15 protein-coding genes and 2 pseudogenes are annotated in these 15,258 nt (G+C 62.5%); 13 read left to right on the top strand and 4 right to left on the bottom strand.

What is annotated here, in order from left to right:
- The first annotated feature begins 9 nt into the window (after window positions 1-9).
- The 8 genes from I2487_RS13115 (at window position 10) to I2487_RS13150 (ending at window position 5,529) form a co-directional block, all read left to right on the top strand.
- Window positions 10-192: a hypothetical protein gene (locus I2487_RS13115; protein WP_207170601.1), complete on the top strand. Its 183-nt coding sequence runs from the start codon at window positions 10-12 to the stop codon at window positions 190-192.
- Complete coding sequence (locus tag I2487_RS13120; protein ID WP_207170602.1) at window positions 189-662, top strand: hypothetical protein; 474 nt, start codon at window positions 189-191, stop codon at window positions 660-662. Before I2487_RS13115 ends, I2487_RS13120 begins: the two co-directional genes overlap by 4 nt.
- On the top strand, window positions 663-2,747 hold the full coding sequence (locus I2487_RS13125) for a glycosyl hydrolase family 18 protein (RefSeq protein WP_207170603.1): 2,085 nt from the start codon (window positions 663-665) through the stop codon (window positions 2,745-2,747).
- Between the two features lie 3 nt (window positions 2,748-2,750).
- Window positions 2,751-3,017: a hypothetical protein gene (locus I2487_RS13130; RefSeq protein ID WP_207170604.1), complete on the top strand. Its 267-nt coding sequence runs from the start codon at window positions 2,751-2,753 to the stop codon at window positions 3,015-3,017.
- 70 nt (window positions 3,018-3,087) lie between these two features.
- Window positions 3,088-3,327 carry a hypothetical protein gene (locus I2487_RS13135; RefSeq protein ID WP_207170605.1) on the top strand — a complete coding sequence of 80 codons (240 nt, stop codon included), beginning with the start codon at window positions 3,088-3,090 and terminating at the stop codon, window positions 3,325-3,327.
- Between the two features lie 2 nt (window positions 3,328-3,329).
- Entirely contained in the window at window positions 3,330-4,496 is a 1,167-nt protein-coding gene (locus I2487_RS13140) for a LysM peptidoglycan-binding domain-containing protein (protein WP_207170606.1), read from the top strand.
- Window positions 4,497-4,509: 13 nt separating this feature from the next.
- Window positions 4,510-4,761 carry a hypothetical protein gene (locus tag I2487_RS13145; protein WP_207170607.1) on the top strand — a complete coding sequence of 84 codons (252 nt, stop codon included), beginning with the start codon at window positions 4,510-4,512 and terminating at the stop codon, window positions 4,759-4,761.
- A gap of 99 nt (window positions 4,762-4,860) precedes the next feature.
- Window positions 4,861-5,529: a hypothetical protein gene (locus tag I2487_RS13150; protein ID WP_207170608.1), complete on the top strand. Its 669-nt coding sequence runs from the start codon at window positions 4,861-4,863 to the stop codon at window positions 5,527-5,529.
- Window positions 5,530-5,627: 98 nt separating this feature from the next.
- Here the strand turns inward: I2487_RS13150 and I2487_RS13155 are convergent, their stop codons facing one another.
- The gene (locus I2487_RS13155) at window positions 5,628-6,077 is read right to left on the bottom strand and encodes a hypothetical protein (protein ID WP_207170609.1); all 450 of its coding nucleotides are present in this window, start codon (window positions 6,075-6,077) and stop codon (window positions 5,628-5,630) included.
- 117 nt (window positions 6,078-6,194) lie between these two features.
- On the opposite strand from I2487_RS13155, the gene I2487_RS13160 reads away from it, so the two are divergent.
- From I2487_RS13160 to I2487_RS13170, 3 genes are all read left to right on the top strand, one after another.
- The gene (locus I2487_RS13160) at window positions 6,195-8,951 is read left to right on the top strand and encodes a class I SAM-dependent DNA methyltransferase (protein ID WP_207170610.1); all 2,757 of its coding nucleotides are present in this window, start codon (window positions 6,195-6,197) and stop codon (window positions 8,949-8,951) included.
- Window positions 8,952-9,236: 285 nt separating this feature from the next.
- Window positions 9,237-9,557, top strand: a complete 321-nt coding sequence (locus I2487_RS13165) for a hypothetical protein (RefSeq protein ID WP_207173062.1) — start codon at window positions 9,237-9,239, stop codon at window positions 9,555-9,557.
- Window positions 9,554-10,027 (top strand): histone H3 family protein, encoded by a 474-nt coding sequence (locus I2487_RS13170; protein WP_207170611.1) that lies wholly within the window; start codon window positions 9,554-9,556, stop codon window positions 10,025-10,027. Before I2487_RS13165 ends, I2487_RS13170 begins: the two co-directional genes overlap by 4 nt.
- Before the next feature lie 275 nt (window positions 10,028-10,302).
- Here the strand turns inward: I2487_RS13170 and I2487_RS13175 are convergent, their stop codons facing one another.
- Window positions 10,303-11,034, bottom strand: a complete 732-nt coding sequence (locus I2487_RS13175) for a tyrosine-type recombinase/integrase (RefSeq protein ID WP_207170612.1) — start codon at window positions 11,032-11,034, stop codon at window positions 10,303-10,305.
- Between the two features lie 97 nt (window positions 11,035-11,131).
- On the opposite strand from I2487_RS13175, the pseudogene I2487_RS13180 reads away from it, so the two are divergent.
- A pseudogene (locus tag I2487_RS13180) lies at window positions 11,132-12,363 on the top strand (IS3 family transposase).
- Between the two features lie 316 nt (window positions 12,364-12,679).
- Here I2487_RS13180 and I2487_RS13185 read toward each other — a convergent pair.
- Together I2487_RS13185 and I2487_RS13190 are read right to left on the bottom strand one after the other, a co-directional pair.
- A complete protein-coding gene (locus I2487_RS13185) occupies window positions 12,680-13,384 on the bottom strand; it encodes a hypothetical protein (protein WP_207170613.1) in 705 nt (234 codons plus the stop codon).
- Window positions 13,385-13,491: 107 nt separating this feature from the next.
- Window positions 13,492-13,803: pseudogene (locus tag I2487_RS13190) on the bottom strand (integrase core domain-containing protein); the annotation flags it as partial.
- A 47-nt stretch (window positions 13,804-13,850) separates the two neighbouring features.
- Between I2487_RS13190 and I2487_RS13195 the strand changes: the two are divergent.
- Window positions 13,851-15,248 (top strand): IS30 family transposase, encoded by a 1,398-nt coding sequence (locus I2487_RS13195; RefSeq protein WP_207172894.1) that lies wholly within the window; start codon window positions 13,851-13,853, stop codon window positions 15,246-15,248.
- Window positions 15,249-15,258 lie beyond the last annotated feature (10 nt).

The following is a 15,258-nucleotide window of genomic DNA, read 5'->3' on the forward strand; positions in this document are numbered from 1 at the left end:
GGAGGCCGCATGCAAGGCGTTATCCGACCCTCGGGCCGCATCGCGAAGATTCGTGTGCGCGTCCAGGTAGAGGACCTGCCCGATGAGGCCACGGTCGAGGTCACCGACTTGATGTTTCAGCCCGGCGGAGGCAGCTCGGGCTGGCTACCGCATGTGACCGAGCTGCCCTGGTCGGCAGGGGTATCGGCGTGAGGCTGCAGCGGCCGATCTACGCGCAGAAGCCGGTCGAGGAAATCCGGCTGCGGATCCGCGCCCGCGACATCCCCAGCTCGGCCCACCTCGACGTGACCGATGTACAGCTCCAACCCGGCGAGGACTCTACCGCCGTGGTCCCTAACCCGCGAGAGGCAGGGACCACGGCCGGCGGCGTCCAGTACCGGAACGGGGTTGTCAATGGCGATATGGAGGTGGTGGCGCTGACCAACCTGGACCGGGCGACCCCGACCAGGGTGGAGCTGCACAACGTAGCCGGCGAGGCGCGGGTCGGGTCCTACCGGTTCGGCAGCTTCACCGGCGACGCCTACGTCGACGGTGAGGAGGGCGCCGCTTCGCGCGGCTGGGGCCGGGCCCCGATCATCACGCAGCGGTCAGACCTCACGCTGCGATCCAGCACCGAGAGACGGATGCACATACGCCTGAGATGGCGGGACAGAGGAGCTTAGATGCCGAGAGTATGGGTGTGGACCGGGCACATGTGGTCCGAGCGTATCCAGTTCGCGCTGGAGCACTACGGAGACCGGATCACCGATGTGTCGATCTTCGGATGGTCGGTGAGCGCCACCGGCGACCTCACAGAGACCTTCGACCCGAACCTGCTCGACCACTACCGGCAGCAGTGGCCACACATCCGTTTCTGGGGTTGCTTCCGCAACATGGATGACCCCGACGACGGGCCGCGGGCGATCTTCGACGCGCTGCGCGATTCCGCCGCCGCCCGCAGGAACCTGGCCGATGAGGTAGAAGCAATGTTCGACACCTACCCATGGCTGCACGGGGTCGACATTGATCTGGAGTCCGGAGGCGACGACAGGCCGGAGGAGTCCGAGCTGATCTTCCAGCACGTCGCGGACCGGGCCCACAGCCTGGGCCGGCAGGTCGGGGCAGCCCTTCCCCCCTTGACCGCCACGGGCTCGGTCGGCGGCGAGAACTGGGTGCGCTACCGGCAGCTCGGCGAGATGCTCGACGTCGTAGAGATCATGAGCTATGACTTCTCCTGGTCCGGTTCCGCGCCGGGCCCGATCTCCCCCGGGTTCTGGATGGAGGAGGTCTACAGCTGGGTCGCCTCCCAGGTTGACCCGGCCAAGGTCTATATGGGTGTGCCCCTATACGCCTACTTCTGGCGCATCCACGACTACCCCAGCAACCTCGGGCAGACCTGGCGGGGCCTTTCCGGCACCTACTACTCGTTCATGCAGCAGTTCAACGGGATCACCCCGTGGTATTCCGACGACCAGCACCCCGACATCGCGTGGGTCGCCTACCGGGACCCCTCCTCCCGCAGCCTATGGGGGTTCCTGCACGCCTATGACTGGATGGAGCCCAGCAGTTATGCGGAGGCGTTCGGCACGGTCACCGATACCTACCAGGGCCGTGAGTACCTCACCCGGTACGGGCTGCCAGCTGGGTCCCCGCAGTGGAGCGTGACCGATAACTCCGCCGGCGAGGCACGGGTCGAGTACCCGATCGTGGCGGAGCCGGCGATCGATATCCACGGCGACCAGGTCGAGCCGTATAACGGGTTCACCCTCACCGCCGAGGTGCTCAAGCGCGACCCGGTAGCGGCCACGATCATCGATGACTACGCCACCTCGGACCAGCAGCTCGATGCGATTTACACGCAGCCCGACGGCGCCTGGGAGACCTTCGAGGTCACCGACGCTTATCGGCAGTACCGAGGGTCCGGCACGCTGGAGTTCAACAACGGCTTCGGCGATCAGGCGCTTTACGTGATGGGCCGGTTTCAGTTCGCGGCGCCGGGCACCATGGCGGTCTACTCGCGGGGCATCACGGCCGAGTTGCGCGACGACGGCCGGCTGAGGCTCCTACGCGGGTCCACCGTCCTCGACACCACCTGGGTGCCGGCCAGGGCCACAGGGGCGGCGCCACAGTCCGCGCAGGCGGTCCTCGCCCTACGGGTTCGCGACGGGTCGGCCCGGGTGTACCTCTCCGCAGCAGAGACCAGCATCCCGCTGGTGCTCGAGGCCGAGACGACGCCACCCGGCGGGCCGACCGGCTATGACGCCGGCACCGAGGTGTGGCTCGATCACATCTACCTCGGGGACGGCTGGTGGTATCAGCCGCGCGAGGCCTTCGAGGTGACCATCGGAGGAGAGACCGAGCTGATGGGCCGGATCGACCGGGAAGGGGTCGAGTGGGACGACAGCAACAGGTTCCGCCCGACCAGCGACGTGGATGAGCCTGACACCCGCGAGGAGGCCACCGCGCTCGATTGGGTATATGAGCACTGGCAAGGCATCCCGATCACCGCCGGCGAGGAAACGGCGATGCGCGTGACGCCAGTCGATCACGACACCTGGCTGGGCCGGCTGATCATCTTCGACCGAGAGGTCGGGATCATCGCCTACTGCAACGACGGGCAAGCCGTGGCGCATTGGCGAGCCCGGGCCGACCACGACTGGGGCCTGCAGGGCATCGCGCTCTGGTCGCTGGGCCAGGAGGATGTGCGGCTCTGGGACACCCTAGAGGGCGGCGAGCTATCCGGTGCGACTAAGAGATTGGAGGAGTAAGCGATGGACAACCAGACACTGACCGCCGTTCTCGGGGTCGGCGCCGCAGTCCTCGCCGGCCTAGTGGCCATGATCGGGCACCTGTACAGCCGGTTGCACAAGCTGGAGGAGCGCAACCTGCGGCTTGACCGTCGCATGACCGAGATGTGGGAAGGGCGCCGCGCGGACGCCGTGGTGATCCGTAAGCAGGCCGGCCACATCGACCTGTTGGAATTCCACATCTGGAACAAGCTAGGACCGCCGCCGCCGGACCGACCCGACGGCGTCTAAGACCACCCCCGACCCCCGACCATCTGGCGGGGGTTTTTTCATGCCCGAAACACATCAGGAGGAGGAGCTAATGCCGAAGCTGCCAGCCGAGGAGGAACTGTCCGACGACGTATCCGCCCTGGACCCGGCCGACCTTGAGACCGATGAGGACGTGGCCACCCCCGACCTCGACGACATGGACCAGGACGGGCCCGACCCCGACAGCCCGGAGGAGGCCGCAGACCTCGAAATTGAGGATGTGGCGATCCCGGACACCGAAGACGATGAGGCGGAGGCGGAAATCCGCGCCGCCCGGGAAGGTGGCGAGTGACCATGGCGACGATTCTGTCTCGCACCCGCTGGACGACTACCCAAAAGGGATTCCCCCGCATTTCAGGCCGGCTGCTTGACCCGGCCGACATTGAGGAGCTGGTCCCCCACTGGCCCGCAGCCGGCAATCGCACTTACGGGCCCCGGCCGACGCTGGCGGAGACCGCAGCCGCGATCCGGGCGTGGCGACGGATGCACATCGACCGCAACGGGTGGGCCGATCTGGGCTACCCCTTCGTCATCGACCAGGCCGGCCGGACCCTCGACGGGGCCGGCACCACGCATGCCGCAGCGCACGCAGGCGGGCACAACTTCCGCACCTTCGGTGTGCTGTTCATCGTGGGCAACGGTGAGCGGCCCAGCGCCGCAGCCCGCGCAGCGTTCCGCAGCCTCGGCCGGCACCTGAAAGCCAACGGGTTCCCGAACCTGCGCACCACCCCGCGGGACCACGGGCGCCTGCCCGGCGAGTCCACCGCGTGCGCCGGCCCGCTTGTTCGGGGCGACGTTGACGCCGCCCGGCTGAGCTTCGGCACCAGCACCGGTGGCACCACCCCGGCCGCGTCCGGAGGCACCTACACGGTGCAGGCCGGGGACACGCTGAGCGCGATCGCCGACGCCAACGACGCCAGCCTGGCCGTGCTGGTGAAGCGCAACGGGATCTCCAACGCGGACCTGATTCGGGCGGGCCAGGAGCTGACCATCCCGGGCAGCTCGGCAGCCTCGTCCAACGACGGCACCCGGGCGGGTGACACCACCTGGCCGGGACGGCCGCTGCCGCAGGTGTTCCTCGCCCGCAGCAACCCGTTCCGCAGCACCGCAGGAGCGCCGCTGGACAACTGGCCCCAGGCGGTGCCGGCCAGCCATTCGGGGGCGCTGTTCGAGTACATCCGGCGGGCAGGGTTCACCCCCACCAGCACGACCAAGTGGGGCCATGAGGAGCTGCTGCGCCAGTGGGTGCAGGCGCGCCACCCGGCAGCGGCACGGCAGCGGAACGTGCTGCGCCACGGCAACAACGGGGCCTTCGGTAACCCGGCGTCGATCTGGGCGGCTGTGCAGGTCGTCCTCGCCGGTGAGGGCCTTTACAGCGGCGCAGCAGACGGGCAGCCAGGACCGGCCACCTGGTGGGCGCTGACGCAGCGCATGAACGGTAATCGCAACGCATACCAGTAGGAGGAGAAACAGCATGGCAGAGAACACCACCCCCAATAAGGGGATCGGCAGCCCGCGGGCGCGGAAGGGCATCTACCACGGCGCTGCGGCGCTGCTGGCGATCGCCGCTATCTACGGGTTCATCACGGCCGAGGAGGCGGAGCAGTACCTGCAGGCCGCGGTGCTGCTGCTGGGCACCGGTGGCACGGAGCTTGCCGCGAGCAACACCCCGAAGGATCCCAAGGTGAAGGGCGTGACCACCGAGGAGCGGCCCGACCTGAAGTGAGCCCGGCCGGGTTCGCGCCACAGACCCTGGCCGGGGCAGCTCGGCCAGTAGAGCCCCCGCGGACACCCCGCGGGGGCACCACGCTAAGAAAGGACTCGCATGGGTACCAGCAAGGACACCGGAGCAGCTACCGCGAACGGCGCAACCCTGGACAGGGTCGGCCACAACAAGGTGCTTCGAGCCCTCACCGAGGTGGCGGACAAGCTCACCGAGGGCGAGGGCTGCCGAGCACTTGTCGATCGCGCCTATGAGGTCGGCTACCGGCCGGAGTGGGACGGGGTCATCGACCTCAACACCGCGGTCAACATCGGCGGCGTCCCCGTTCACGGGCTGATCGACACGCAGGTGGCGCTCGATGAGGAGGCCGCGACGGCCCTCGGCTACCTCGACCCGGAGACCTACGAACTCGGGCGCCAGGTGCCCGAGGACGGGGAATCCCAGCTGCAGACCGCGCAGCTCGAGGAACCGGCGTTCAGTACGCTGAGCAGCAGCGGCGATTCCCGCTACCAGTGGCGGCACAACGGCCAGCAGCTCCGCGCCTGGGGCACGATGGGCACGCACTATGATTACCGCACCATCGACATGGTCGGAGCCCGCTGGGCGCCCACCTACGGCGGCGTGGATACCCTCGGCCGCACCTACTGGCAGCCGATCGGCACCCGCAACCGGTACTGGTCGGTGTGGCGCCGCGGATACACGGACCACTACATCAACTACCGGTTCGACAGCTCCGTTTACGCCCACATCGCGCAGCTTGAGCGCGGTTGACCTCTAGCGGTCAGGGGCGCCTGAAATGTAATAAGCCGGCCCGCACGCAGCTATCCAAGCTAGGTGCGGGCCGGCCTTTTCTTCGTTGGTAGCGGGACCTAGTTGGCGGAGGGCGACCATTCGGCGCGCGCCAGGGACTGCTCCCACAGCTGCGCGTTCACGGAGTCATCGGTGGCGCTTGCGGACCGGGTCAAGGTGCTGGTCTCGATTCCTTCGCCCTCGAACTCTTCGAGGTACTCCCAGTTGCGGACTTCGATGAAGTCAGGGTGGCATTCAGGGTCGGGCATGGGGCCGGTTTCATCCCAGCCCTGAGGCCAGCCGGCAGGAGCGTGGCCCTCGTTGGCTGCCAGGGCTTCGGGGTCGGAGCATTCGACGGTGACTTCTTCATGAGTATGGGCCGGGTCATCTATGGGCGCGGCCGCGCGAGGAGGAGCCACGGTGCCCTCGTCCGCGTCGGGGGTAGCTTCGACGCCGGTGCAGGCGGTGAGCAGCAGACCGCCGAGCGCAGCTGCGGCCAGGACAGAGGTGTGGTTCTTGCCGAGTTTCATATTCGGTGGTTCCTTCTCAGTTACGTGCCGTGCGTCAACGGCCATGTTCGCATTTCTGGACGGGAGCTGGGAACCTGTGTCGGGACTGTGTGCTTTACGCCATATAGGCTGAGCCGCATGTCAAAGGCGCGATCATTCGAAGAAATCCGGAACTGGGCTGCAAAGTTCGCGCACGACTGGAAAGACATCCCAGGCGACGAACGCCAGTGGGGCCAGCAGTTCGTCCGAGGCTTGTTGCAGATCTACGGTCTGACTGAAACTCGCGCGGCGTTCTACGAGATGCGCGCGAAGCGAACGTCGACCGGCCGACAGGGATATATCGACGCGCTGGTGCCCGGAAAGCTCGCCATCGAGATGAAATCCGAAGGCCGGGATCTAGAAGAGGCAGAGCGACAGGCGCTCGACTATCTCAACGGCCTCTCAGATGCAGAGATGCCCAGCTATATCCTGACCAGCGATTTCAAAACCTTTCGACTCCTTGATATTCGTGGCGGAGCAGACGACGTCGTCCAGTGGCGGCTAGAGGACTTCAAACAGCACGCCGACGCGCTCAGCTTCCTAGCCGGCTACGGCGAGAGGCACGTGTCGTGGGACGAGCGAGAGACCGCTTCAATCAAAGCCGCACAGCTTATGGCGTCGCTTTACGAAGGACTGAGCGGGTCAGGCTACGACGACCACCAAGCTTCAGTATTTTTGGTCCGAACACTGTTCGCTCTTTACGCCGACGACTCCGGCCTGTGGGAACGTGACCTCTTCCTAGAGTTTCTCGAGAACCGGACAGCCGAGGACGGCGGAGATCTGGGTTCCCAGATGAACCTCCTCTTTCAAGTACTGCGCACACACGAGACCAAGCGCCAGACCAATATGACCGGCCTCTTGGCCCGCTTCCCGTACGTCAACGGTGGACTATTCGAGGAACGGGTCGACATACCCTTCTTCACCTCAGATATGCGCACCCGCATGATTGAGGCTTGCTACTTCAATTGGTCGACCATCTCCCCCGCGATCTTCGGCTCGCTATTCCAGGCGGTGAAGGACAAGAAGGCTAGGCGTTCACTCGGCGAGCACTACACCACGGAGGCCAATATCCTGCGCGTGATAGGACCGATGTTCCTAGACGAGCTGGAAGCGGAGTTCTCCGAGAAAAGTAACCAACCGAAGGCGCTCCGCAACCTTCGTCAGCGCATGGGTCGAATGCAGTTCTTCGACCCAGCGTGCGGCTGTGGCAACTTTCTTGTGATCGCGTACCGAAGGATGCGCGACCTGGAGCTGCGAATTCTCGAGCGAATTCAGAAGCTAGACCGGGAGCGAGGGCGAAAGTCTACGGCTCTAGAGGACGAGGGGCTAGCGTTCCTCGATGATCAGGTCCAAATCAGAGTTCGCAACTTTCACGGCATCGAGATCGAAGACTGGCCTGCCCGTATCGCCGCGACAGCCCTGCACCTTGTCGAACACCAAGCTAACCAGGAGATGGCTGTTCGGCTTGGACACGCGCCAGAACTACTGCCGCTGGACAAGGTGGAAACCATACACACCGGCAACGCGTTGCGCATCGACTGGACGCAGGTCCTCGAGCCCTCTGCCGATGTAACCATTGTCGGCAACCCGCCGTTCCTCGGACACTCGACTCGGTCGTCAGAGCAAGCTCAGGAGCTGCGTGACGCTTGGAGCCGCAAAGATATCGGTCGGTTGGACTACGTAACCGGGTGGTACAAGAAGTCGATTGATTACTTCAGGGACATCTCGGGAGGGCGTTGGGGTTTCGTATCCACGAACTCCGTTACTCAGGGAGAGCCCGTGCCGGCGCTTTTCCGGCCAGTCTTCGAGGCAGGGTGGCGCATCCGATTTGCGCACCGAACTTTTGCCTGGACCTCAGAGGCTCCCAACGCAGCATCGGTCTACTGCACGGTGGTCGGATTCGACAAAGACACCAGGCCCGCCCCTAGGTTGTTCGAGTATCCCAGTGTCCGTGGGGAGCCCGAGGAGCATAGGGCGAGCAACATCAACGGCTACTTAGTGGATGGTCCAGCAACGTTCGTTGAGCAGCGGAGGACTGTGATGTCCCCCGAATTGCCAGCTTTCACCTTCGGCAGCATGCCGCGCGGGGCGGACCTGATCGTAGAGCCCGAGGACTACGAAGAAGTCGCTGCAGACCCTGCGGCCGCCAAGTATCTCCGTCGGTTCAAGATGGGCCGCGAATTAATCCACGCGGAAGATCGCTGGTGCCTTTGGATGGAAGACCTTGATCCGAGCGATCTACAGAAGAGCAAGATACTGCGAGACCGGATCGACGCAGTCCGCATGTTCCGACTTAACAGCTCCGCGGATTCAACTCGAAAGATGGCCGATACCCCGCACTTGTTCGGACAGCGATCGCAGCCGGGCCAAACGTACCTCGCTACGCCCGCAGTATTCAGCGAGAACCGACGTTTCGCGACCGTAGCCCGACTGGGACCCGAAGTCATCGCTGGGAACAAGATCTTCAAGACCGCCGACCCAGACGGATTCGCATTCGCGGTGATGAGTTCCTCGATGTTCATTACCTGGCAGAAGACCGTAGGTGGACGACTCAAGGCCGACCTAAATTTCTCCAACACGATCGTGTGGAACAACCTCCCGCTTCCGAGCATGAGTTCGGATCTGCGGCAAGGGCTAATTGGCGCAGGTCAGGCCGTGCTCGACGCCAGAGAGCTGCACCCTGAGCGTTCCCTCGCCCAGCACTACAACCCGCACGTAATGGACCCCGCACTTCTTAAAGCGCACGCCAAGTTGGACACACTCGTAGACAGAGCGTTCGGGGCGAAGAGAAGTTGTCGGACGGAGGCGCAGCGGCAAGAAGTCCTGTTCTCTAGATACGCGGAGATGACGGACTGACCCCCACACCCTGGTTGCTAACTACCTCGCCGATCAGGCAAGCCGACGACTTACTGCTTGTCGCGTACGCGGGGTACCACCAAGATTCTTGACTGCTATTCTCGCGGCCTTTTTGTCGATGCCTGGATGCGGGTCCAGGTATGGTTTAGCTTCATGGATCCCCTTTTATTGTCTGTGCCTCTAGTTGCCGCAATCGCGGGCGCGTTGGTTGCGACTCTTACCGGTTGGCTAACCATGCTCAGATCACGAGCGATGCAGCGTGAGCGTTATCATCTGCTCGAGCAAATGAGGTTGCGTGAAACTGAGCTCAAGTACTCCTCGGTGATGAATGGGAGGGTTGCACATGAAGTGCTCAACCTGCTGTGGGAGAGCCTAAGTACATTGGATGAGCTTGAGGACCGGAAGGATTCACACCAGTCCCCGGAGCTAGTCGAGGGTCTAAGAAGGCTTCGAGCGAACCACCACAGACAGATAAAGCTTCTCCTTAGGTATCTCGACGAAACTTATGGGGAGGAAGACCTTGGTGAATTGCGTTCGCTACTAAGTCAGCGCCGCACAGAATTAAAAACTCTTCCCGGAAGCGAAGAGGGGGTTGAGCGCTCATGAATGATTCCCCCACGCCATCGACGACAAGAATACCGAACGCTGAAACGGACACTGGGCCAGATTTCCGAGAGGGTCCTGCTGAACTCATTAGGGCAGCGGTAAAGGCTGATCACACCGTGAACCTTGTGCTGAATGGCGCACAGAGGGCCATAGTTGCCCGCACGGACAAGTTCACGCAGGACCTAGGCGTCGAGGCTGTCAGGGTGGCCGGCCTTAGGCGTGCAAGCGCGGTCGACGTACCAGATGTGGACAATGCTTGGGAGAATCTGCACGCGTCGCAGCGAGACTCGCATGCCACCTGGATATGGGCAGTGTTAGGAATCGTAGCCGGAGCAGCAATTTCTTTTCTGATCACCGTGTTCGCGCCAACATTGTCCGGCGGCATGAGGACGTTTGCAATCATCGTCACGGTGGCAGTACTCCTCGCCTGCGCGGGAATCGGTTACGGCCAGCGGAAAAAACAGACGTAGCTGGAGTTTTCGCGACCACGAAGCACTGAGGCCAGTCGTGCGGAGCGGGTGCGTGGCCTAGAGGGGTAATTCAGTTTTGACGGCCATTTTGACGGCCTTTTTGGTCTTCAACCGACGATCTACACCGACGGAGACCGAGGGAGAATATCCACATAACCCCAGGTCAGAGGACCGTGAGCGACGTACACCGACCTACGGCGACACGCCTAGATCGGCACTCGTAATGAATAGGTCGCCGGTTCGATTCCGGCAGGCGGCTCCACTGAAACCCCTGGTCAGATTGTATTTTGGCCGGGGGTTTCGTTGTCCGGAGGTGTTCTAGTCCGCAGCGCGTCCGCAGTAGGTTCTAACCGGTCCCCCAGATCCGCGTAATCATCCTCAAATAGGTCCGCGTAGTTGTTGAGAGTGATGGTTGCATCAGCGTGGCCCATTGCCCGCTGGAGCTGCTCCACGTTCGCCCCGGCCTGAATCGCGAGACTCGCATAGGTGTGCCTGAGATCGTGAATTACACGGTTCTCGGCGTCAGGAATCCCGGCGCGCGTTAGTGCTGGCCGGTAGACGCGGTGAATCCAGTTGGTCCCGTGCAGTGGCCTCCCCTGCCCGTTGGTGAAGATGTCAGCGCCCGAGGCCTTCCCGATGCCGACATGCTCCAGCTCGCCTCTCAGGAAAGGCGGGAAGGGCACCCAGCGCGCTTCATGGCTCTTGGGAGTCTCCTCGCGGATAGACCCCCCGGCTTCACTGTAGGTCCGGTTCACATGCAGTCTGCGCCGCTTATGGTCCACTGCTTTCACGGTGAGCGCGATTGCTTCGCCCCAGCGGAGCCCGGTGTATCCAAGCACCAGTGTTAGTGCCCGATCAGCGTCGTCGCTCATGGTGTTTGCGAGGGCGTGCAGTTGATCTCTACTAAGACTCATCCCCTGCCGTGGCTGACCTGGTCTCGGCAGCTTGACGTGTTCCATCGGATTTCGCGCGATCAGCCGGTCCTGAACTGCACTGTCGAGGGCCATGGAGAATATGCGGCCCGTTTTCCGCGCCGACCCTGAGCTAAGTCCGTCCTGAAGCGCCCTGGGTTTCGTTCCGAGTCTCACCAAGGAAAATTGGAACATGCCCAAGAAGTTCACCCCGAGTGCCGTGACCGAGCGGTCCGGTTGGTCTTCGATCGTCAGGCCGCAGAAGGCGGTCCCAGAGCTGCCTCGATCCGAGCGGTGGCTCTGTCCCTGGGTTGCGCCCCCGAGACCCTTCGAAACTGGTGCAATCGGGCGGAGTCCTCCAGCCCCCGCGTGCCGACTGTGACCGGTAGCCAAAGCCTGGAGGAAGAGAACCGACAGCTCCGCCGTGAGCTGGCCGAAACCCGACGCGCCAACGAGATCCTCAAGAAGGCTTCGGCTTTTTCGCAGCGGAACTCGACCGCCCCACGATGAGATGATCCGCTTCATCGACAAGCACCGGGATCAGTTCGGGGTCGAGGTCATCTGCCGCACACTAAGTGCGACGCAGTGTGGGTTCACCACTTCTCGCGGTTATCGCGCCGCGAAGACCCGTCCAGCTTCCGATCGGAGTCTGCGCGATGCGGTCCTGGCCGAGGAGCTGCAGCGGATTCACGCCGAGAACTATGGCGTCTACGGCTATCGCAAGATGTGGCATGCCATGCGGCGTGCTGGTTGGGATGTCGGTCGGGATCAGGTCGCTCGGCTGATGAGGTCCGCAAGCCTGCACGGTGTTCGACGAGGCCGCAGACCGGTCACAACTCGGCCTTCCATGAAGCCCGATCATCGGCCCGACCTGGTAAAGCGGAAATTTCTCGCCCAGGAGCCGGGCCGGCTCTGGGTTGCTGACATCACCTACGTTCGGATTCTGACCGGTTTCTGCTATGTCTCGTTCATCACCGATGCCTGCACCCGTGGGATCGTTGGTTGGGCGGTGGCGGCCACCCTGCACACCCAGGCACTGCCGCTGCAAGCTTTGGAACACGCGCTGCTGAGCACTGATGCTCGTCTGCGAGATGGGCAGCTGGTTCATCACTCGGACAGAGGCGTTCAATACGTCAGCCTGGCTACACCGAGACGTTGGCTGACTACGGTGTCGCAGCTTCAGTCGGGTCGGTCGGGGATTCCTATGACAATGCTCTCGCTGAAGCTGTGAATGGTCTCTACAAGGCAGAGATCATTCACTCTCGTCGCATCTGGCCCTCGGTCACGGCTGTGGAGATAGCCACGATGGATTGGGTGCAGTGGTGGAACACCCGTCGGTTGCATGAAAGCCTCGGTTACCGAACTCCTGCGGAAGTGGAAGCCTCCTACACTCAGTCACTGACAGCCGCGCCCGCGGTGGTCTAACCACGGAATGAAACCCAGGGCGCTTCAAATCGACTTCTAACCCAGTCTTACGCGCGTGACGCAGCATAGATGGTCCTGCGCGATAGACCAGCGGCTTGCGGACATCTAATGGACCCCGGGCTATCGCCTTCAATTGGAACCTGAAAGTCTCAGCGATAGTAGTGATGGATTCACAACAAGGACTATTGACACCGACATGTTTACTTCACTCACTCGATGAGCTGCTGGCGCAGCGTTGCAACCCTAAAAACCCGGTGAGCCTCTAATGCCAAGCTACCTGTACCGGAGGAGCACCAACTAGAACGTGAGGGCGGGTTCAGTCCTCCCAGTTCGCCTCGTGGGCCTCGTGCATGCTTGAGTGATCAGAGTGACGAGTCGAAAAGCTAGCTGCAATTTCCGCCTCAGGATTTAACTGCTCAATCCTGAAAATTCGCCCGCCGTCGTCTGCCCCACCCGTGACATCGAGAGGAGTACGCCGATCAGGGTCATAGGCGGTGGGCTGTTCTCCGTTCGGGCTCAACCCGATCTCCTCTAACACCGCTAACGCCTTCTCCTGGGTGTCCTGATTGGCCTCCACGGTAGAGAAGTCGAACTCGACTTCGTAGTAGTAATGATCGGGATCGCGGTGACTGGGATACGGGATCCCCGGCCAGTTCAAGAACCTCTCCATATCCCACTCACCACCATCGAGACGAACCACCTCATCGCCGAAATGCTCTCGCATCACCGAGACTACGTACTCGATCTCCGCGACCTGTTCCTTCTGTATTAGGCCTTCGTTCCAGTCCACCATTGCTTGATCGCCACATTCCTGCTGAGCCTGGTCACCCTGTTGTTGTGTCCCACCACCAGAGTCTCCGTTATTAACAGGCTCTGACCGTGCATCTGAGCAGGCCGTTATCAAGCCCACCGCTAACATCAGCGCCGTCAGTCTGACGAAGTGGGTAGACGACCGGGGCACAGGATTTATCTCCCTATTGTCCACCTGAACTCCTCTGGGGTTTCGCAGCATCTTGCTCAATGGGGTCTAATCCTCCACGTACTTGTCTGAGGTCAATACTCTTTCGTGATCGCCGACCCCAATGTGGATCAAGTTTCGATTGAAGCGCCCCAGGTTCTCTGCCGCTGTTAAACGGGCTGCGGCTCACTCACATTAGCTGCGTAGTAAGCGCGCTCGTACTCTACCGGGGTCAGGTTTCCCCGCGTCCCGTGAAGGCGACGGTTGTTCGACCAATCGACCCAACCCGCTGTGGCGAACTCGACGTCGGCCAGCTGACGGCAGGGGCCCTCGTGGAAGACATCAGTGCGGATGCACTCGGTCTTGAACAACCCGATGATGGACTCCATCAGGCTGTTGTCATAGGCATCACCGACGGTGCCGATCGAAGGACGAATGCCTTCGATCTCTAAATGCTCAGTGAAGCGCACCGAGGTGTATTGGCCGTATTCAACCGATCGTCGCAACACCTACCCGATAGAGGTGTTCGATGGGCACTAGCCCGAGACAAAAGAAGATCAGGGAAGAACGAGGGCTCATGTTCTCGCCAGGACGCCCCAGCATCGCCTGGCGTCAGGACAGAGTCCGCTTCTGGGAAGCTATCGCGGCCGGCGCGAAGACTCGAGAAGCCGCGGTCGCCGCTGGGGTTTCAGAGCCGGTAGCTCACCGCTGGTTCAAGCATGCTGGTGGTGTGAATCCACGACTGGCACCCACCACCTCCGGACGATACCTCTCCTCCGCGGAGCGTGAGGACATCGCGCTATGGCGAGCCCAACAGGTCGGAGTCCGGGACATCGCGAAGCGGCTGGGCCGCAGCCCGTCGACCATCTCTCGGGAGCTGCGCCGCAACGCCTCCACTCGCACCTACCGACTGGAGTACAAGGCATCAACGGCTCAGTGGCACGCAGAACGCAGAGCCAAGCGGCCCAAGACCGCGAAGATGGTCACCCACCACCAGTTACGTCAGTACGTCCAGGACAAGCTCAGCGGTGAAATCCTCACCGCCGATGGTGAGATCGTCGGCCCCACCGGGCCGGTCTGGGGAGGTAAGAACAAACCTCACCGCGGTGACCGAGAATGGGTCACGGGCTGGAGTCCTCAGCAGATCGCTCAGCGTCTTCGCCTCGACTTTCCCGAGGATGAATCGATGCGCATCTCTCATGAGGCGATCTACCAGGCGTTATACGTCGAGGGCCGCGGCGGCCTTGAGCGCAAGCAGTCCTGGCATCTGCGCCGAGGCCGGGCTAAGCGGATGCCGCGGGCGAGAACCCGGCAACAAGCCTGGGCTCACGTCACCGAGGAAACAGTGTTGAACAAGCGCCCTGCGGAGGTCGAAGACCGTAAGATCGCCGGGCACTGGGAAGGGGACCTGATCATCGGGTTGAAGCGTTCAGCGGTCGCCACCTTGATCGAGCGCACTACCCGCTACGCGATGCTGGTTCATCTACCGCGCCAGACCGGATACGGGCTGATCCGTCCGACGAAGAACGGCCCGGCACTGGCGGGCTACGGCGCACTGACCATGAAGAACGCACTGGCGAGATCGATCACCCCGCTGCCCGAACAGTTGCGCCGGTCCTTGACCTGGGACCGGGGAAAAGAACTCTCTGCTCATGCGCTGCTGACAAGAGAGACTGGACTGCCCGTCTACTTCGCCGACGCGAAGAGTCCCTGGCAACGTGGATCCAACGAACACCTCAATGGTCTCCTGCGGCAGTACTTCCCGAAAGGTACTGATCTCTCCAGATGGAACGCCGATGAGATCGCAGCCATCGCCACGGCCTTGAACAACAGGCCTCGAGGCATACTGGGCTGGCGCACCCCAGCTGAGGCCTTCGCCGATCAACTACGCTCATTGCAACAACAGACTGTTGCGACGATCGGTTGAATACGGCTTG

It is taken from the genome of Nesterenkonia sp. E16_10, assembly GCF_017347085.1.
GTDB lineage: Bacteria > Actinomycetota > Actinomycetes > Actinomycetales > Micrococcaceae > Nesterenkonia.